At 72.1% G+C, this 19,009-nt stretch carries 17 protein-coding genes, 1 other RNA gene and 1 pseudogene; 5 read left to right on the top strand and 14 right to left on the bottom strand.

Features of this window, described 5'->3' with window-relative positions; all coding sequences use genetic code 11:
- From FXF52_RS15135 to pruA, 10 genes are all read right to left on the bottom strand, one after another.
- Positions 1 to 1,005, bottom strand: a complete 1,005-nt coding sequence (locus tag FXF52_RS15135) for a hypothetical protein (protein WP_148797532.1) — start codon at positions 1,003 to 1,005, stop codon at positions 1 to 3.
- A gap of 39 nt (positions 1,006 to 1,044) precedes the next feature.
- Entirely contained in the window at positions 1,045 to 1,515 is a 471-nt protein-coding gene (locus FXF52_RS15130; RefSeq protein ID WP_148797531.1) for a hypothetical protein, read from the bottom strand.
- Positions 1,516 to 1,639: 124 nt separating this feature from the next.
- On the bottom strand, positions 1,640 to 2,296 hold the full coding sequence (locus FXF52_RS15125; protein ID WP_148797530.1) for a hypothetical protein: 657 nt from the start codon (positions 2,294 to 2,296) through the stop codon (positions 1,640 to 1,642).
- An 83-nt stretch (positions 2,297 to 2,379) separates the two neighbouring features.
- Positions 2,380 to 2,755, bottom strand: a transfer-messenger RNA (tmRNA) gene (gene ssrA / locus FXF52_RS15120).
- Positions 2,756 to 2,859: 104 nt separating this feature from the next.
- Complete coding sequence (gene smpB / locus FXF52_RS15115; protein ID WP_148797529.1) at positions 2,860 to 3,339, bottom strand: SsrA-binding protein SmpB; 480 nt, start codon at positions 3,337 to 3,339, stop codon at positions 2,860 to 2,862.
- A gap of 130 nt (positions 3,340 to 3,469) precedes the next feature.
- On the bottom strand, positions 3,470 to 4,345 hold the full coding sequence (gene ftsX / locus FXF52_RS15110) for a permease-like cell division protein FtsX (protein WP_148797528.1): 876 nt from the start codon (positions 4,343 to 4,345) through the stop codon (positions 3,470 to 3,472).
- A gap of 73 nt (positions 4,346 to 4,418) precedes the next feature.
- A complete protein-coding gene (gene ftsE, locus FXF52_RS15105; protein ID WP_073832794.1) occupies positions 4,419 to 5,099 on the bottom strand; it encodes a cell division ATP-binding protein FtsE in 681 nt (226 codons plus the stop codon).
- A gap of 118 nt (positions 5,100 to 5,217) precedes the next feature.
- A complete protein-coding gene (gene prfB / locus FXF52_RS15100; protein WP_148797527.1) occupies positions 5,218 to 6,339 on the bottom strand; it encodes a peptide chain release factor 2 in 1,122 nt (373 codons plus the stop codon).
- A 62-nt stretch (positions 6,340 to 6,401) separates the two neighbouring features.
- Positions 6,402 to 6,920, bottom strand: coding sequence for a PadR family transcriptional regulator (locus FXF52_RS15095; protein WP_148797526.1), 519 nt, complete (start codon positions 6,918 to 6,920; stop codon positions 6,402 to 6,404).
- 190 nt (positions 6,921 to 7,110) lie between these two features.
- Positions 7,111 to 8,739 carry an L-glutamate gamma-semialdehyde dehydrogenase gene (gene pruA / locus FXF52_RS15090; RefSeq protein WP_148797525.1) on the bottom strand — a complete coding sequence of 543 codons (1,629 nt, stop codon included), beginning with the start codon at positions 8,737 to 8,739 and terminating at the stop codon, positions 7,111 to 7,113.
- A gap of 494 nt (positions 8,740 to 9,233) precedes the next feature.
- Between pruA and FXF52_RS15085 the strand changes: the two genes are divergently transcribed.
- Entirely contained in the window at positions 9,234 to 10,259 is a 1,026-nt protein-coding gene (locus tag FXF52_RS15085; protein ID WP_148797524.1) for a hypothetical protein, read from the top strand.
- A gap of 9 nt (positions 10,260 to 10,268) precedes the next feature.
- On the opposite strand, the gene FXF52_RS15080 is transcribed toward FXF52_RS15085, so the two are convergent.
- Positions 10,269 to 10,778 carry a hypothetical protein gene (locus FXF52_RS15080; RefSeq protein ID WP_148797523.1) on the bottom strand — a complete coding sequence of 170 codons (510 nt, stop codon included), beginning with the start codon at positions 10,776 to 10,778 and terminating at the stop codon, positions 10,269 to 10,271.
- A 206-nt stretch (positions 10,779 to 10,984) separates the two neighbouring features.
- Between FXF52_RS15080 and FXF52_RS15075 the strand changes: the two genes are divergently transcribed.
- Both FXF52_RS15075 and FXF52_RS15070 read left to right on the top strand, forming a co-directional pair.
- On the top strand, positions 10,985 to 11,212 hold the full coding sequence (locus FXF52_RS15075; protein WP_148797522.1) for an AlpA family transcriptional regulator: 228 nt from the start codon (positions 10,985 to 10,987) through the stop codon (positions 11,210 to 11,212).
- Between the two features lie 102 nt (positions 11,213 to 11,314).
- Positions 11,315 to 11,906: pseudogene (locus FXF52_RS15070) on the top strand (Rv3235 family protein).
- 106 nt (positions 11,907 to 12,012) lie between these two features.
- On the opposite strand, the gene secA reads toward FXF52_RS15070, so the two are convergent.
- Entirely contained in the window at positions 12,013 to 14,931 is a 2,919-nt protein-coding gene (gene secA / locus FXF52_RS15065; protein ID WP_148797521.1) for a preprotein translocase subunit SecA, read from the bottom strand.
- Between the two features lie 169 nt (positions 14,932 to 15,100).
- Between secA and FXF52_RS15060 the strand changes: the two genes are divergently transcribed.
- Together FXF52_RS15060 and FXF52_RS15055 are read left to right on the top strand one after the other, a co-directional pair.
- A complete protein-coding gene (locus tag FXF52_RS15060; protein ID WP_148797520.1) occupies positions 15,101 to 16,258 on the top strand; it encodes a GNAT family N-acetyltransferase in 1,158 nt (385 codons plus the stop codon).
- Positions 16,255 to 17,370 carry a GNAT family N-acetyltransferase gene (locus FXF52_RS15055; protein ID WP_148797519.1) on the top strand — a complete coding sequence of 372 codons (1,116 nt, stop codon included), beginning with the start codon at positions 16,255 to 16,257 and terminating at the stop codon, positions 17,368 to 17,370. The genes FXF52_RS15060 and FXF52_RS15055 overlap by 4 nt, the downstream gene beginning before the upstream one ends.
- Positions 17,371 to 17,448: 78 nt before the next feature.
- On the opposite strand, the gene hpf is transcribed toward FXF52_RS15055, so the two are convergent.
- Positions 17,449 to 18,099, bottom strand: a complete 651-nt coding sequence (gene hpf, locus FXF52_RS15050; protein WP_148797518.1) for a ribosome hibernation-promoting factor, HPF/YfiA family — start codon at positions 18,097 to 18,099, stop codon at positions 17,449 to 17,451.
- Positions 18,100 to 18,350: 251 nt separating this feature from the next.
- Complete coding sequence (locus FXF52_RS15045) at positions 18,351 to 18,998, bottom strand: ComF family protein (RefSeq protein WP_187413512.1); 648 nt, start codon at positions 18,996 to 18,998, stop codon at positions 18,351 to 18,353.
- Positions 18,999 to 19,009: the final 11 nt, after the last annotated feature.

Here is a 19,009-nt window from a genome sequence, read left to right as displayed (position 1 = left end):
TCACCGCCGCACCAGGGTGAGCGGGCTGCCGCTGCCCACGTCGAGCACCGTCCGGGCACCGAGCGGGGCCTTCAGGGTGACGCTCGCCGGCTTCAGCACCAGCTGCGCCGTGCAGATGCCGGTTGACCGGACCACCCCGGCGCCCAGCACCACCACGTCGTCCCGCTCCAGCACCAGCGGGGTGACACCGCCGTCGCAGGCGCCCACCCCGACCCGGTAGTCCAGGCGGGCGCCGTCCACGGCATCGAGGGTCTGCACGGCCACCACCCCGTCGGGCAGCGGCCGGGCGGGCGTCGCGCCCTCCGGTCGGGCCCCGACCGCGCGCGCCGCGACCGCCAGCCGGGCCACCGGCACCCGCAGTTCCGCCACGGTGAACAGCCAGGCCGGCACCTCGGCCAAGCCCCGGCTGGTGCGCACCGAGGCGCTGCCCAGCTTCACCGCGGTGACCGTGAGCGGGATGCAGGGGGTGTCCACGTGGGTGGCGACCGGGCTGTCCGGTCCCGGGCGGGTGGGCAGCAGGCCGTCCGGTCCCGGCTCGATGGTCGGCCCGCCGTCCTTGAGCCGCCCCGGTCGAGCGGTGGGCGGCGCCATCGGCCGCCCGTCGCACGTCGGCGGGTCTCCCTGGTCCAGCTGGGCGTACGCCTCGGCGGCGCTGATCAGCGGCACCCGCAGCGTGCCGTCCGGGAACCGGATCGTCCCGTCGGCCGGCGTGGCGGTCGGCAGGGCGATCTGGTCCCGGTACCAGCCGAGGAGGAACGCCTGCTTGGTGTCGCCGGTGAAGCCCGGCTCACCGGTCAGCACGGTGGCCTCCTCCAGCGGCACGTAACCGCTGCGCCACACCTCGCCCGGCCGCCAGGCGTCGGCCACCTCGCCGGCCCGCTGATGGAACGCCGCCCAGCGGTGGTCGGGGTCCTCGCCCGGCGGCCCGATCGGAGCGGGGCCGGGCGCGGCGCAGCCGGCGAGGAGCAGAAGCGGCAACCCCAACAGGGCGAAGGTGCGACGCATGCCGGTTGGACGCCGCGTCCCCGCCGCCGGTTCCCCAGGTCAGGTCTCCCCGCCCAGGTCCGTCTCGTACGCCTCCCAGAGCAGGTCCGCGCCCCGCTGCCGGTGCTGGTCGAGGGCCCGCAGCAGGTTCCCGACCCGTTCCCGCACCTCCTCGGCGGGCACGGCGGGCAGCTCGGCGGCGCGCTGGAGGGCGACGAGCGCCGCGGCGATGGCGGCGTGCTCGTGGGTCAGCAGGCGTACCCCCCGGTCCAGCCGGGGCGCCTGGTGGAGCAGTTCCGCGTAGAGGCCGTCGGGGCCCTCGGTGAGCCGGACGTGCTCGGCGAAGCCCCGCCGGACCGGGCCGAGCTGGACGACCAGGTGCTCTCGCCAGCGCGACTCCTCCGCCGACGTGGCGAGCGCCCGGGCGAGGGCGCTCAGCTCACCGGGGAGGGTGGGCCCGGGCTGGCGCGCGGCGGGCGGTCGCGCCGCCGGGGCAACGGTGGACGGCTGCTGGATCGGACCGGTGACCATGGGCACCTCCCGCTGCTGCGCTTCCGCGTACAGCGATGGTGGACCTGGCTGGGCGGGCTGTCCAGGGTCGCGTCGCGCCTCATCTGCCCCGTTCGCCCCAGCAGCCCCATCTGTCCCAATAACCTCACCGACCCAGCGGATCTCCCGCCATGTCGCGCAGTCGACCGGCCAGGACGTGCACGTCGGCGTCCCGGCCCTCGTTCGGCCGGCCGGTGGTGATCGCGTCCGCGAGCGCCCGCAGTTCGTTCGACGGCAGGGTGGCCAGCCCCATGCCCTGGAGCGGGATGGTGACCCGCCGGCCGGTGTCCCGGTCGCGGGCGATCACGGTCGGCACCCGCAGGACCGCGTCGTCGCCGCCCCGGTAGGCGAGCGCCCCGCCCCGCACCTCGGCGGTGGCCAGGTCCACGGTGCGGGTGCCGAGCGCGCCGCGGACAGAGGCCCGGGTCCCCTCCAGCCAGGCGGCGGTGCGCAGCACCCGCAACAGGAGATAGAGGCCGAGCAGCACGAACGGCAGGCCACAGAGCCCGACGAACCGGAACGACCCCGGCGAGGCGGGGTCGTTCAGCGCCGGCGGGAGCATGCCGGGCGGCAGGTCCCGCGCCTCGTCGTACGACGGGAAGGGGTCGCCGTAGCCGGTCAGCCGGCTCAGCAGCGGGCCGGCGAAGATCGGTAGCAGCACGAAGACCGCACCGAAGGCGGTGCACAGGACACCCGCCACCGCCGCGAAGGCGCGTTGGCCGGGCGCGGCGCCCACGGAGAGCCGGATCTTCTCGTCCGCCACAGCCGCAGCCTAGACGCTGACGGCAACGGGGCTGAAGACGACTGTGCGCCCCGGTCCGGGTGGACCGGGGCGCACAGGTCAGGTGGTGGAGGTGCCGGGAATCGAACCCGGGTCCTTCGCCGCCTTGTCAGGGCTTCTCCGAGCGCAGCTCGCTGTGCCTCTACTCGGCCCCTCCGATCACGCGAGCGAGTCGGTGTGACGGGCCCAGTCGCTGATTGATCTCGCCGCACGGACCCCGCGACCGGGTCCGATTGGCCAGCCTTCTAGCTGATGCCGGCTAACTGGGTCGAAGGCGCTCCCAGGCCGACAGACTTGCTACTCGCCTCAGGCGGCGAGAGCGAAGTCAGCGCGATTGTTCTTGGCGCTTATTGGTTTCCGACGACCGATTCACGAGACGACGTCGGCTTCCTCGGCTCGCTTCCCCTGCCGCAACGCACGAAGTCGAAACCAGTCACCCCCTCGACGGGCTGCCCCTGTCGGCAGCACCGTTAAGCCTAACGCCTGCCGCAACCGGATTCATCCCGAGGCCGGCCGGATCATCGTTCCGGACACCGGGGGACGAATCACTCGTTCATGCCCTTGCCGCGCCGGCCGACCGCCCGGGCCATCTCCCGGTCGGCGTCCCGCTTGGCGAGGTCCTGGCGCTTGTCGTACGACTTCTTACCCCGGGCCAGGCCGATCTCCACCTTCGCCCAGCCGTCGGAGAAGTAGACCTGCAGCGGCACCATGGTGAGCCCGCTCTCCCGGGTCTTGCCGATCAGCCGGTCGATCTCCAGCCGCTTGAGCAGCAGCTTCCGGGTACGCCGGGGCTCGTGGTTGGTCCAGGTGCCCTGGGTGTACTCCGGGATGTGCATGCCGTGCAGGTAGAGCTCGCCGTCACGCTCCTGGGCGAACGCGTCGACCAGCGACGCCCGGCCGGCCCGCAGCGACTTGACCTCGGTGCCGGTCAGCGCCATGCCCGCCTCGTACGTGTCGAGGATGGCGTAGTCGTGGCGCGCCTTCTTGTTGGAGGCGACCACCTTGCGGCCCTTTTCCCGTGGCATCGGCGCCACCTCCCTTCCGATCGGTCCGCGACCACCGGCCGCGGAGCGGGATCATGCTACCCGAACAACAAGGACCCTCCCGCGCCGTTTATTCCGGCGCGGGAGGGTCCCGGGAGAGCCGTCGCGGTGACTAGACCCGCAGGTAGAAGCGGAGCGTGACCCAGGCGGTGATCGCGCTGACCAGGCCGCCGACGCCGGCCATCAGCGGGAACATCAGGAGGATGTCGGTCCAGGAGACCGGCGTGATCAGGCCCTCGATGGCCTGCATCGACCCGCCGGAGGTGAACACCTTGAGGCCGAGCAGTGCCACCAGGCCGAGGATCGAGCCGATCAGGCCGGCGACCACCGCCTCCAGGACGAACGGGGCCTGGATGAACCAGTTGGAGGCGCCGACCAGCTTCATGACCGCGACCTCTCGCCGCTTGCTGTACGCGGCGACCTGGATGGTGTTCGCGACCAGCAGCAACGCGGCGACCGCCATCACGACGGCGAGGGCGAGCGCGAAGTTCTGGATGCCGGTGAGGACGTTGAAGACCTTGTCGAGGAGCTTGCTCTGGTCGACGATCGTGTCGATCCCCTCGGCGGTCTTGTACTCGTCGTAGATGGCCTTGTACTGCTCCGGGTTGTTCAGCTTGACCCGGTACGACGGCGGGAGGCTGTCCGCCTTGACCGCGCTGATCAGGTCCGGCGCGTCCTGGAACATCTCCTGGAAGCGCTTGTACGCCTCCTCCTTGTTGACGTAGTCGACGTGCTTGACCAGCGGGTCGCTCTTCAGCTTGGCCCCGAGGTCCTGGATCTGCTGGTCGTTGACGTCGGTCTTCAGGAAGATCGAGACCTCGACGTTCTCGTAGTAGAGGTCTTTCATGTCGCCGACCTTCTGGTAGAGAAGGCCGCTACCACCCAGCATGAACAGCGACACCGCCAACGTGATGATCATCGCGATGGTCATCGTGACGTTGCGCCACAGTCCGACCAGTACCTCGGACAGGACGTACTTCATCCGCATCGGGAAATTCCTCCGGCTCTCCGGCGTGAGGTGTTCGTCGTCAGGATCTACAGATCGTCAACGGGGCGACGGCTCAGCCGTAGACGCCGCGGGCCTGGTCGCGCACGATGCGACCGCTCTCGATCTCGATGACGCGACGGCGCATCTGGTTCACGATGTTGGAGTCGTGCGTGACCATCACGACGGTCGTGCCGGTGCGGTTGATCCGGTCCAGCAGGCGCATGATCTCGATCGACGTGTCCGGGTCCAGGTTTCCGGTGGGCTCGTCCGCGAGCAGGATCAGCGGGCGGTTCACGAACGCCCGGGCCACCGCGACCCGCTGCTGCTCACCGCCGGAGAGCTCGTGGGGGTAGCGGTGTTCCTTCCCACCGAGACCGACCAGCTCCAGCACCTCCGGAACGACCCGGCGGGCAACCGCCTTGGTCTTGCCGATCACCTCCAGCGCGAACGCCACGTTCTCGTACGCCGTGCGGTTCGGCAGCAGGCGGAAGTCCTGGAAGACGCAGCCGATGGAACGCCGGAAGTGGGGTCGCTTCCAGGACCGCATCGACGTGACGTCCTTGCCGTTGACGACGACCCGCCCCTTGTTGGGGGTGACCTCGTGCAGCAGCATCTTGATGATCGTGGACTTGCCGGAGCCGGATGGACCGATGAAGAAGACGAACTCGCCCTTCTCGATCGAGACGGACACGTTGTCGAGCGAAGGCCGGGACGCCTTCGGGTACGTCTTCGTCACTTGCTCAAGCTGAATCACGGGTCGAGAGTCTACGCGGTGTAACCGGGGAGCCAAGCCCCACGCCCCGCCGAAGCGAGGCGCGTCATCGATTCAGCCGGTCAGCTGGAGATCGACGACGCGCTCCGTCGGAGCCCGATCACGCACCGTCAGCGCTGAGCTGCTGCTGCTTACGCCACCGGATGCCGGCTTCGATGAAGCTGTCCAGCTCACCGTCGAACACCGAGGACGGATTGCCCGTCTCCTGCTCGGTACGCAGATCCTTCACCATCTGATACGGGTGCAGGACGTACGAGCGCATCTGGTCGCCCCACGAGCCGGCGGCCTCGGTCTTCAGGCCCTGGAGCTTGGCCTGCTCCTCCTGGCGCTTGCGCTCCAGCAGCCGGGCCTGGAGCACCCGCAGCGCGGAGGCCTTGTTCTGCAGCTGCGACTTCTCGTTCTGGCAGGTGACCACGATGCCGGTCGGGATGTGGGTGATCCGCACCGCCGAGTCGGTGGTGTTGACGCTCTGCCCGCCCGGGCCGGAGGAGCGGTAGACGTCGATCCGCATCTCGTTCTCGGGGATCTCGATGTGGTCGGTCTGCTCGACGACCGGCAGCACCTCGACGCCGGCGAAGCTGGTCTGCCGCCGCCCCTGGTTGTCGAACGGGCTGATCCGGACCAGCCGGTGGGTGCCGGACTCCACGCTCAGCGTGCCGTACGCGTAGGGCACCTTGACCGTGAAGGTGGCCGACTTGAGGCCCGCCTCCTCGGCGTACGAGGTCTCGTAGACCTCGGTCGGGTAGCCGTGCCGCTCGGCCCAGCGCAGGTACATCCGAAGCAGCATCTCGGCGAAGTCCGCGGCGTCCACGCCGCCGGCGCCGGCCCGGATGGCGACCAGCGCCTCCCGGGAGTCGTACTCCCCGGAGAGCAGGGTGCGGACCTCCATCTCCTGGATGGCCTTGGTCAGCCCGGTGATCTCCGACTCGACCTCGGCGAGCGTGCCGGGGTCGGACTCGGCCTGGGCCAGCTCCAGCAGCACCCCGGCGTCGTCCAGCCGGGAACGGAGATCGGAGAGCTTGCTGATCTCGCCGTTGACGTACGACAGCTGCGACGTCACCTGCTGCGCCTTGGCCTGGTCGTCCCAGAGGTCGGGCGCGGAGGCCTCCTGCTCCAGGCGGGCCTTCTGCTCGCGCAGCTTGTCGACATCGAGGACGGCCTCGATGTTGCGCAGGGTGGCGTCGAGTTCCTTGAGCTGTTCGGCGTAGTCGGCAGCGGTCACGACAGACAAGCGTACTTGGCCGCGCGGCGTCCGCTCACCTCAGCCGCCCCAACCACCGGAGGTCATCCGCTGACCGGGGCGGTCTTGAGCCAGGACAGCGCCGCCTTGTGGTAGGCGACGGCGAACTCCAGCGCGCTGGCGTCGTACGCCTCGCCTTCCTTCTTGGCGTTCTTCACCTGCTCGCGGACCGCCGCCAGGGCCTCGGTGTGGTACTCGTTCGCCGAGGCGTACAGGTTCTTGAGCTGGCTCGGCGAGTGCAGGTTGCCGAAGGCGATCCGTAGCGCGATCGGGTTACGGATGGTGTCCCGGCCCGGGTTCTCCGCCAGCCAGCGGGAAAATGTCCGCTTTCCAGCCGCCGTGATCGCATACGGCTGGCTCATGCGCGGCCCGGGCTTGCCGAGCCGCACCAGACCCTTCTCGGCCAGCACCGGTAGCTCCCGGTAGACCTGGCTGCGGGTCATCGACCAGTACGGCGCCAGCCGGCGCTCGGCGGCGGCCATCAGTTGGCCGCCTGTCATCGGTCCTTCGTGCAGCAGACCCAGCAGGGCCGCCGCCGTCGGGTTGACTCCGGATTCCGCCATGCCCTCTAAGCTGCCACTTTGCCCGACCCGGCGTCCAGGATTTGCCGTTTTCGCCACCCGTTGGGTCGTCCGATGTGCACTGTCGGCCGACGACAGTCCGCCGGGGACGCGGACACCGCCCGCCCGACCGGGTGAACGGAGGGGCCCCTTTTTAACAGACGCCTGTGGAAAAGGGGCCCCTCCCTGCACATCAGGCCATGTGCGGGTACGCGTGATCGGTCGGCGGGACGAAGGTCTCCTTGATCGTCCGCGGCGACATCCAGCGGACCAGGTTGTGCCAGGAGCCCGCCTTGTCGTTGGTGCCGCTGGCACGGGCGCCGCCGAAGGGCTGCTGCCCGACCACCGCGCCGGTCGGCTTGTCGTTGATGTAGAAGTTGCCGGCCGCGTACCGCATCTTCTCGGCCACCTGGTCGACCACCCGGCGGTCGGTCGCGAAGATCGACCCGGTCAGCGCGTACGGGGCGATCGACTCGGCCTGGGCGACCGCCTCGTCGAACCGGGCGTCCTCGAAGACGTGCACGCCGAGGATCGGCCCGAAGTACTCGGTGGTGAAGGTCTCGTGCGCGGCGTCGGAGCACTCGAACAGCGTCGGCCGGACGAAGTAGCCAACCGAGTCGTCGGCGGTGCCGCCGGCCAGGATCCGGCAGGTGTCGTCACCGCTGATCAGCTCCAGCGCGGCCTGGTGCCGACCGAACGCCTTGTCGTCGATCACCGCGCCGCCGAAGTTGCGGAAGTCGGTGACATCGCCGTACGCCAGCGAGTCGGCGGTGGCGGCGAGCCGGTCCCGCAGCCCGCCCTCCCAGATGGACCGGGGGATGTACGCCCGCGACGCGGCCGAGCACTTCTGCCCCTGGTACTCGTAGGCGCCCCGGATCAGCGCGGTGTGCAGGGCGTCCACGTCCGCGCTGGTATGCGCGACCACGAAGTCCTTGCCGCCGGTCTCGCCGACCAGCCGCGGGTAGCCCCGGTAGCGGGCGATGTTCTCGCCGACGGTCCGCCACAGGTGCTGGAACACCTTCGTCGACCCGGTGAAGTGGATGCCGGCCAGGTCCGGGTCGGCGAGCACCACGTCGGAGACCTCCTCGCCGCGCCCGGTGACCATGTTGATCACGCCGGGCGGCAGGCCGGCCGCCTCGAACAGCCGCATGGTGAAGTGCGCGGCGAACTGCTGCGTCGGGCCCGGCTTCCACACCACCGTGTTGCCCAGCAGGGCCGGCGCCGACGGCAGGTTGCCGGCGATCGCGGTGAAGTTGAACGGGGTGACCGCGTAGACGAAGCCCTCCAGCGGCCGGTGGTCGAAGCGGTTCCACACGCCCGGCGAGGACATCGGCTGCTCCGCCAGCAGGTTGCGGGCGAAGTACACGTTGAACCGGAGGAAGTCGATGAACTCGCAGGCCGAGTCGATCTCGGCCTGCACCGCGGTCTTGGACTGGCCGAGCATGGTGGCCGCGTTGAGCGTGTCCCGCCACGGGCCGGAGAGCAGGTCGGCGGCGCGCAGGAAGATCGCGGCCCGCTCCTCGAACGGCAGCGCCCGCCACATCGGAGCCGCGTCCTTGGCGGCCTTCACCGCGGCGCGGGCGTCGTCGTGGGTGGCGTGCCCGGTGATGCCGAGCACGTGGGCGTGCTTGTGCGGCTGGACCACCTTGATCGGGTCGCCGCCGGCCATCCGCTGCTCACCGGCGATGGTCATCGGCAGCTCGAGCTGCGCGGCCGCCAGCTCGGTCAGCCGCCGCTGGAGCCGCTCCCGGTCGGCACTGCCGGGCTCGTAGGTGTGGACCGGCTCGTTGCGCGGCTCGGGTACGGAGAACACGGCGTCCATCACGGCTCCTGTGCGATCTCGACGGCGGTGGCGAAACCGGACCCGCGGGCACCGACCGGGCGGCCGGGTGCCGGGCACCGCGCGGCGGACCGGTCGCGGCGGCGGGACCTCGGCCAATTCTTCCATGCGACACCCCCCGCACCACCCCCCGCCGCCCCCTTGCGGGCCCGCCCGCCGCCGGCAGTCGGACGCACCGACACACACCGGACCGTAGGCGGACAGCGCCTCCACCCTTAGATCCCTCAGTCCGGACTGCCTCCCACCTCCGATCCGTCGCCCACTTTCGGCCCGCGACCATCGGCCGTGGGACCCGGCCGGGTGCCGGCCCCGCAACCGCCCGAGCAGCCCGATCGCGGCAACCGGGCCGATGCCGGCCCACCGGATCCCGCGGGTAGGGCGGGTCCGGAAGGGCGCCCCGGACGCCGCGTACCCTGGATGACCGGTGACCTGCCCGGCCCGTCGCGGCCGATCCGGCGTCCGTCGAAGGGAACACGATGAGCAACCAGCCCGGCAGCTCCACGGCCGCGGAGCCGGACCAGCCCGTGGTCGCCCCGGTCGACGAACCGGAGCAGCCGGGCACCGACCCGGCCGGCGCGGCGGCGGGCACCCCCGAGGGCGCCGGCCGACCGGCGTACGCCCCGGGCGCGGTGGTGCTGGCGCTGCTGTCGGTCGGCTGGCTCGCCGCGATGCTCTGGGCCACGCGGGCCGCCATCACCTCGGCGGCGGCCGGCGTCACCGCGATCAGCCTCTCCGCGTACGCGCTGCCCGGCGTGATCTGCGCCGCGCTGGTTACCGGCGCCGCGGTCGCCCTGGCGGTGACCAACCCGCTCGGCCGGGCCACCCTGCGCTTCCTCGCCGCCGTCGGCACCGGCCTGCTGGTCGGGTTCGCCGCCGCGGTGGCCATCAACCTCACGTACGCCGACAACGCGACCACCAACACCATCGCCGGCACCACCGTGGCGGCGGCGATCATCGGCGGCGCGCTCGCCGGCGCCCGTAACGCGCGGGTGGTGGGCGGCCTCGCCTCCGCCACGCTGGCCGCGCAGGTCTTCGTGGTCCTGTTCAGCCGGGCTCGGGATCCGCTGTCCGACCTGTTCGGCGCCGGCGACACCCAGCAGTCGATGCTCGACGCCGCCAAGTGGGTCTCCCGGACCGAGTCGCTGCTCGCCGGGCTGATCGCCGGGCTGGTGGCGTTCGGCTACCTCGCCTGGGCGCGCCGCCGGGCCGCCCGCCGGGGCGGCTCGTCGCAGTTGCGCTGGCCCGCGTACCTGCTCGCCGGGGCCGGACCGGGCCTGCTCCTGCTGCTCACCGAGGTGATCATCCGGGTCGGCGGGCGCGGCCTGCTCGACCTGGCCGCCGCGCTCAGCGAGGCGGACCAGGTGGCGCAGACCTCCCTCGGCACCTCCCGCATCGACAACGGCATCTGGGTGCTCTTCGTCGGGGCGCTCACCGCGCTCATCGCGTTCGGCCGCACCCTCGGCCCGCGTGCCGTCGAGGACGACGAGGAGATCGCTGGCTGACCCTCCGGGTCAGGAGGCCTCGCGCAGCAGCAGGTCCAGCTCGGTCACGTCGTACCACTCCAGCTCGTGGTCCTCGGCGCCGTCGACGGTGAACTGGGCGTCCGGGTCACCGGCCTGCGCCTCGGCCACCACCTCGGCGGCGGCCGCCACGTCGTCGACCGCCTCCGCGCCGTCCACGTGGATCGCGGCGACCGTCTTGACGGGCACCGGCCCGGCGAGCCGGACCAGGCTGGACCCCAGCTCGCCACCGACCCGGCCGACCGCGCGGGCCGGCAGGTCCACCGAGACGACCACCCGCCGCCGGGGCGCGGCCGGATCGGCCCGGAGCAGCAGCAACGCGTCCTGGGCGGCCCGGGTGAAGGCGACGTACTCCAGCTCCTCCTCGTCGCCCTCGGCATACCACTCGCGCAGCTCTGGGGTGACCGCGTGTGCCTCGCCGACCGCGAGACCCTCCTCCCGCAGCCGCGCCAGCAGCGGGACGGTCGCCGGCACGTACACCCGGACAAGCTCGTCGGTCACGGGTCTCTCCCCTGCTCAGGCCCGGCCGGCGGGCGCCGGCTCCGGGCGCCGATCATGCCGTACGCCGTGACCGTCATACACCCCGCACCCGCCCCGGAGAAGTTCCCCGCCGGTGTGTCCGTCTGCGGAACCACCGAGCGCGCCCTGGGGCGGGACGGCTGCTGGTGGCAAACTGAAGCAAACGAACGCCAACCCCGGGAGTCACCGTGGAGCCCAGGTTCCTGCTGCTGTCCGACGTGGCCGCCGAGCTGAACGTCTCGGACTCGCAGGTCTACCACATGGTGCGCAGCGGCGAGCTGCCCGCCATCAAGATCGGCGGCCGGGGGCAGTGGCGGGTGGAACGCGCCCGGCTGGAGGAGTACATCGAGCGCAAGTACGCCGAGACCGCCGAGTGGGTACGCGGCAACCCGCTGATCGAACGCGACGCCGAGTGACCACACGACCGCGTGCCGGCATTGACGGTCAGCGCTGGCCTGGTCGAGAATAGGCGCCTGCCGGAGGCAAACGAAGGCAAACGCAAGGAACAGGGGGTGAGGATGGTCGACACCCGCCGCCCGCTGGCACCGCGTCCCCCGGTCCGGCTCCGACCCGCCCCGCCGATCGACCCGCCCTGCACCGACGAGGGCTCTCCCTGGGGCGACGTCGACCAGCTCACCCTCGACCTGTTCGACCCCCGCCGCCGGGATCCCGACCGGCCGACCGGGCGCGCCCCCGAACGTCCGGCCGGTGCCCACCGGCCCGGGGCGGCGCACCGCTGGGCCACCCGCGGCCGCACTGGCCACCGCCACCCCCGAGGCCACCCGGGCGGCCTACCGGTTCGTGCGCACCTTCTTGGAGATCGTCAACGGCTACCGGCCACCCGGCCAGCTCCGGCCGCTCTGCCTCCCCGACGCCGCGGCCCGGGTGGCCGCCGAGCTGACCCGGGCGGCGCGCCGGGTGGGCCCGGTACGCCGCCGCGCCACCCGACCGGTCCTCCAACTCCGCCGGCTGCGCGTCTGCGAACCGCGCGCCGGGGCGGCCGAGGTGGCCGCCGTGCTCGCCGGAGCCGGCGGTGCCAGCTGGGCGATCGCCCTGCGCGTCGAACGGCGGCGCGGCGCCTGGCTCTGCACCACCCTCGACGTCCTCTGAGCCACCGCCACCGCAGGCGGCCCCCGGCCCGCCCGATCTACGGGGCGGGGGACGACGACGGGCCCCGGCCGTCCGGCCGGGGCCCGTCGTCGCTCGTGCGGGCGGGTCAGTTGCCGCCGTTGGGGGCGCCGTGGCACCGCTTGTACTTACGGCCGGAGCCGCACGGGCAGGGCGCGTTGCGGGAGGGGCCCTCGCCGGCGTCGACCTGGCCCGGGGCGGCCCGACGGGCGGTGCTGGCGGCGACCGCCTGGCCGTTCATCCCGGCGGCCGCCGGTCGCCGGGGCTTGCCCGACGGGGACGGGGCAGCGGGCCGGGCGGTCTTCTCCGGGCTACCGATGCCCAGGGCCGGCGCCTGCTCGTCGGCCGGCTCGAAGTCCGGCCCGCCCCGGCCGGCCTCGCCGTCGATGGTGGGCGCGGAGTATTGCAGGCCCTGCTGCTGCGGCGCGCGGTTGAGGCCCTTGGCGCGGATCTCGACCGGCTTCTCCAGCAGCTGCACCTCCTCGGCCTCCGGCTCAGGCTCCTCGACCTGCACCTCCAGGTTGTAGAGGAAGCCGACCGTCTCCTCCTTGATGCCGTCCATCATGGTGGCGAACATGTCGAAGCCCTCGCGCTGGTACTCGATGACCGGATCGCGCTGGGCGTACGCCCGCAGGCTGATGCCCTCCTGGAGGTAGTCCATCTCGTAGAGGTGCTCGCGCCACTTCCGGTCGATCACCTGGAGCAGGACCATCCGCTCGAGCTGGCGTACCGCGTCCTCGCCGAGCTGCTCCTCGCGCCGGTCGTACGCGGCGTGCGCGTCCTCCTTGAGGCGGGCGAGCAGGAAGTCCTGGTCGAGGCCGGCCCGCGAGCCGACCTCCTCCTCCAGCTCGGCGACGGTGATACCCACCGGGTAGAGCTGCTTGAGGCTGGACCAGAGCTGGTCAAGATCCCAGTCCTCGGCGTAGCCCTCGCTGGTGGCGCCGGTGACGTACGCGGTCACCACGTCGTCGATCATGTTGCGGACCTGGTCGGAGAGGTCCTCGCCGTTGAGCACCCGCAGGCGCTCGGCGTAGACCACCTGGCGCTGCTTGTTCATCACCTCGTCGTACTTGAGGACGTTCTTCCGGATCTCGGCGTTCTGGCCCTCGATCTGGGCCTGCGCGCTCTTGATCTGGCGGGTGACCATCTTCGACTCGATGGGCACGTCCTCGGGGATGTTGAAGCGCTCCATCACGGCCTCGACGGCACCGGCCCGGAAGCGCTTCATCAGCTCGTCCTGCAGGGAGAGGTAGAAGCGGGACTCGCCCGGGTCACCCTGCCGGCCGGCGCGACCGCGCAGCTGGTTGTCGATCCGGCGGGACTCGTGCCGCTCGGTGCCCAGCACGTAGAGGCCACCGGCGGCGGCGACCTCCTCGGCCTCGGCGTCGCAGGCCTGCTTCCACTTGGGCAGGACCTCCTCCATCGCCTTGGCGTACTCCTCCGGCTGCTCGACCGGGTCGAGGCCGCGCTGGCGCAGCTCGTTGGCGGCGAGGAACTCGGCGTTGCCGCCGAGCAGGATGTCCGTGCCACGGCCGGCCATGTTGGTGGCGACGGTGACCGCGCCCTTGCGCCCGGCCTGGGCGACGATCTCCGCCTCCTTGGCGTGGAACTTCGCGTTCAGCACGGAGTGCGGGATGCCCCGGCGGCGCAGCATGTGGGAGAGGATCTCGGAGTTTTCCACCGAGACCGTGCCGACGAGCACCGGCTGGCCCTGCTCGTGCCGCTCGGCGATGTCCTCGACGACGGCGTTGAACTTAGCCTTCTCGGTCTTGTAGATGACGTCCGGCCGGTCCATCCGGATCATCGGGCGGTGGGTCGGGATGGTCACCACCCCGACCTTGTAGACCTTGTTGAACTCGCCCGCCTCGGTCTGGGCCGTGCCGGTCATGCCGGAGAGCTTCTCGTAGAGGCGGAAGTAGTTCTGGAGGGTGATGGTGGCCAGGGTCTGGTTCTCCTGCTTGATCTCCACCCCCTCCTTGGCCTCGATCGCCTGGTGCATGCCCTCGTTGTAGCGACGGCCGTGCAGGATGCGGCCGGTGAACTCGTCGACGATCAGGACCTCGCCCTCGCTGACGATGTAGTCCTTGTCGCGCTTGTAGAGCTCCTTGGCCTTGATCGCGTTGTTGAGGTAGCCGACCAGCGGGGTGTTGACCGACTCGTAGAGGTTGTCGATGCCGAGCCGGTCCTCGACCTTGGCCACGCCGCGTTCGGTGATGGCGATGGTGCGCTTGGCGTAGTCGACCTCGTAGTCGCCCTCGCCGTCGGTGCCGGGCTGGAGGCGGGCCACCACGGCGGCGAACTCCTGGTACCAGCGGGCGGAGTGCTCGGCCGGGCCGGAGATGATCAGCGGGGTCCGGGCCTCGTCGATGAGGATCGAGTCGACCTCGTCGACCACCGAGAAGAAGTGGCCGCGCTGGACCAGCTCGTCCCTCGACCAGGCCATGTTGTCGCGCAGGTAGTCGAAGCCGAACTCGTTGTTGGTGCCGTAGGTGATGTCGCACTCGTAGGCGGCCCGGTGCTCGCTGGCCGGCCGGTTGGGCAGCACCACGCCGACGGTGAGGCCGAGGAACTCGTGCACCCGGCCCATCCAGGCGGCGTCGCGCTGGGCCAGGTAGTCGTTCACCGTGACCACGTGCACGCCCTTGCCGGCGAGCGCGTTCAGGTAGACCGGCATGACCGAGGTCAGGGTCTTGCCCTCACCGGTCTTCATCTCGGCGATGTTGCCGAAGTGCAGCGCCGCGCCGCCCATCACCTGGACGTCGTAGGGCCGCTGGCCGAGCACCCGGGCGGCCGCCTCGCGGCACACCGCGAACGCCTCGGGCAGCAGGTCGTCGAGGGTCTCCCCGTCGTCGAGCCGCTCCTTGAACTGGTCGGTCATCGCGCGCAGCTCGTCGTCGGTGAGGTTGACGTAGTCGTCCTCGATCGAGTTGACGGCGGCCGCGATCGCCTTGAGTCGACGCACCATGCGGCCCTCGCCCGCGCGAAGGACCTTTTCCAGAATCGACACGGATCAACGCTCCCCTAGACAGTCTCGAACCATCGTAGGCGCTCCATCGCGGTGATGGTCACTGGTGGCGACGGTCCACGGCTGCGAACCGGACATAACGCCTGGCCGGCGCGGTGACCGGGCGCAAATCGGGTTACGCCGAACGCGAAAGTTCCGGCACGATGGCCCGGTGGAGCCCGTGGAGATCATCGAGGACGGCCTGCTGCTGCGACCCTGGCGGGCGGCGGACGCCGACGCGGTATACCGCGCCTGCCAGGATCCGGACATCCAGCGCTGGACCACCGTACCTCGCCCGTACCGGCCCGAACACGCGCGCGACTTCGTCACCGGGAGCAGCGCGGCGGCCTGGGCCGACGGCAGCGGCGCCGAGTTCGCGGTCTGCGACGCCGCCACCGGCGAGCTGCTCGCCTCCTGCGGCCTCGTCTCCATCGACCGGGGCCTGGGCAGCGCCGAGATCGGCTACTGGACCGCGCCGTGGGCGCGGGGCCGGGGCGTCGCGGTCCGCGCCACCCGCGCGGTCGCCCGCTGGGCCTTCGACGTACGCAAGCTGCGCCGGCTCATCTGGCAGGCCGAGATCGGCAACCACGCCTCCCGGCTGGTCGCGCTCCGGGCCGGCTTCCGGATCGAGGGCGAGTTGCGGCTCGCCCAGCCGGCGGTGGACGGGCGCCGGGAAGGCTGGCTCGGCTCGCTGCTCCCCGGCGAGGTACCCGCGCCGGGCGAGCCCGGTCCGGCCGGCCCGGACACCCTGATGGCCCGCCGGGCCGCCGTCTTCGGCCGCCCACAGCCCGTCCTGTTCGCCACGGCGGGCGCCACCGAGCTGCGGCTGCGCCCGATGGAGGAGCGCGACCTCGACGCGGTCGTGACGACCTGCCGGGACGCGGAGACCGTCCGCTGGACCAGCGTCCCGCACCCCTATCAACCGGAGCACGCCGACGGCTACCTGCGCGACGTCGCCCGCGCGGCCTGGGCCCGGGGCGCCGGCGCCAACTACGCCCTCGCCGACGCCGACGACCGCTACGCCGGCTCGATCGACCTGCGGATCTCCCCCGCCGACCCGCTCGTCGCCGACGTCGGCTTCATGACCGCCCCGCACGCCCGGGGCCGCGGGTACATGCCGGCCGCGGTGGCTGCGCTCTGCGCCTGGGGGTTCACCACGCTCGGCCTGGCCCGGATCGAGTGGCGGGCCAACGTGGGCAACACCGCCTCCCGGCGGGTCGCGGAGAAGGCGGGCTTCGTCCTCGAGGGCACCGCCCGCAGCGGCATCCAGCAGCGGGACGAACGGCCGGACGTCTGGGTGGCCGCGCTGCTCCCGCAGGACCTGGGGTGACCCCGGAGACGATCGAGGCGTACGGGGTGCGGCTGCGGCCGTCCCGCCTCGACGACGTGGCGGACACCGTCGCGGGCTGCGGGGATCCGGTCACCCAGCGGGGCATCGCCGGCCTGCCGGACCCGTACACGGAGGAGACCGCCCGGTGGTGGATCACCGAGGGCGCGCCCGCGGCCTGGGCCACCGGCGGCGCCGCGTACGCGATCGCCGACCCCGCCACCGACCGGCTGCTCGGCAGCATCGGCCTCAGCCAGCCGGTGCCGGCCCGCGGGCAATGGGAGATCGGCTACTGGGTGGCGCCCTGGGCCCGTGGTCGCGGCGTCGCCACGGCCGCCACCCGGGCGCTGGCCGAGCAGGCCTTCGCCGCCGGCTGCGCCCGCCTGGAACTGCTCACCAGCGAGGAGAACACCGCCAGCCAGCGGGTCGCGCTGGCCGCCGGGTTCCGGCACGAGGGGGTACGCCAGGCAGCGAACCCGAGCCGGGGTGGTGGCCGGCACGATCTGCTCGCCTGGGTACGCCTCGCCGACGACCCGCCCGGTCCGGCCACCCGGCTGCTGCCCGACCTGCCCGACGGGCGGCTCACCGACGGCGTGGTGGTCCTGCGCCGGCTCGCCCCGGACGACGCCGACGTGATGTTCCGGCTGCACACTCGGCCGGATGTGGTGGCCAACCAGGCGCCGCCGGTGCCGCCGACCCGGGCGGCGATCGACCGGCGCTGCCGGCTGGCGGAGAGCGCCTGGCTCACCGGCAGCCTGGCCCGCCTGCTGATCCTCGACGCGGCCACCGCCGACCCGGCGGGCAGTTGCGGGCTGTCCTACAGCGACCGAGCGGCTGGCGAGGCGAGCGTCGGCTACGCGCTGCTGCCCGAATGGCGTGGACGCGGGTACGCGACCCGCGCGGTACGCCTGCTGGCCGGCTGGGCGTTCGGCGTGCCCGGGATCGCCCGGCTCACCGCGGGAACCCTGCCGGAGAACACCGCGTCGCACCGGGTGCTGGAGAACGTGGGCTTCCGCCGGGAGGGGCTGTTGCGCGGCCGGCTGCGCGGACTCGACGGCGGCCGGGTCGACGACCTGGTGTTCGGCATGCTCGCGTCGGACCTGCCGGCGCGCTGAGCGTCACGCCGGCGCCGAGCCGCGAGGAGCCACGATGGTCGCCCACCGTGGCTCCTCGGCCGGTGTCATAGGGGGTGGTCAGAGCCCGGTGTCGAGGGAGATGATCCCGTAGTCGTAGGCGTGCCGGCGGTAGACGACGCTGGGGCGCCCGGACTCCTTGTCCTGGAACAGATAGAAGTCGTGGCCGACCAGTTCCATCTGGAACAGGGCGTCGTCGACGGTCATCGGTTCGGCGGGGTGCACCTTCTCCCGCGCGATGTGCCACGGCTGGTTGTCGTACTCCCCGTGGCCGTCCTGCTCCGGCCGGTCGGCGACCGCGGTGGCGGTCCCGGTGCCGTTCAGCGCAGCCAGTCCCGGCCCGTTCAGGTCGGCGACCGGCAGGTCCGCGGTGGCGGCGGCGACGGAGAGCGGCGCGTGCCGCCCCCGGTGCACCCGACGCCGGTCGGCCGCCCGGCGGAACCGGGTGTCCAGCTTGGCGATGGCCGCGTCCAGCGCGCTGTAGAAGTCATTCGTGCAGGCCTCGGCCCGGATCACCGGGCCACGCGTCACGCAGGTTATCTCCACCCGCTGGCAGTGATCGGCCTGGCGCGGATTGCGCTCGTGGAACAACTCGACGTCCACGCGAATGAGCTTGTGGTCGTAGCGTTCGATCTTCGCGAGCTTTTCGGCTACGTGTACCCGGTAATGGTCCGGCACTTCGACGTTACGGCCCTTGACCACGATGTCCACGTGACCTCCCTTGTTCGGACGGTCGTTCGGTCCGGATTTCCCGGTCGACGCGCCCTGGGACGGTCCCGTTCGGCGTCGACCGGTTGTGTGCGGCTACGCCTCCTTCCACCGCCGGGGGCGGTTGGGAAGACCTCCTACCCCCGACACGAAAACGCTAACGCGTGTTTGCGTGGCAGTCACCCCTGGTTGTCAAAGGAGCCCGGGAATTTTGACAGCTCATACACCATGGGGTGAAACGGAAACACAAAGCGTCACCCCAACCGTCGCTTTTGCGTTGCGGCGAGCACCGCGGCCGCCTTTGGCGTCATTCCCGCCCTGTGCAAGATCCGGCTCACCGCCGCCAGCGTGGCCCCCGTGGTGACGATGTCGTCGAGCAGCACCACCGGACCGTCCACTCGCCCGCCGTCGGCCCGCCGCAGCCGGAACGCCGCGTCGGCGGCGGCGGCCCGGCCGGCGCTGTCCAGGGCGACCGAGTCCGGCCGGGGCAGCGCCCGCGGCGGCCGGAGCACGCGTCCCGGCCAGCCGGCGGCGCGCAGCCGGGCCGCCGCGTGGCGGGTCAACCGGTCCAGATGGTCGCCGTAGCGGGCCCGGGCCGCCCGCGCGGTGTCCGGCACCGGCACCAGGGTCACCGGCCGCGCGCTGCCCACCACCTCGGCGAGCAGCGCGCCCAGCGGCCGGACCAGCCCGTGCCGGCCCCGCTCCTTGTACGCCAGCAGCCCCTCCCGCAGCGCCCCGGCGTACGGGCCGAGGGCGACGCACGGGGGCAGGTCGGGCGGGGCCGGGTCCGGACGGGTTGGCGCGGGGCGCAGCGCCGTCAACTCGTCGACGCAGCCGGGGCAGAAGCCCTGCCGCAGGCCGGGGACCCGCTCACCGCAACCGGTGCACCCGGCCGGCAGCACGAGGTCGGTCG

The sequence above is a fragment of the Micromonospora sp. MP36 genome (genome assembly GCF_008119785.1).
Taxonomy (GTDB): Bacteria; Actinomycetota; Actinomycetes; order Mycobacteriales; family Micromonosporaceae; genus Micromonospora.
Note: the sequence above shows the minus strand (reverse complement) of the source record. Positions and strands in the feature narration are given on the sequence as shown.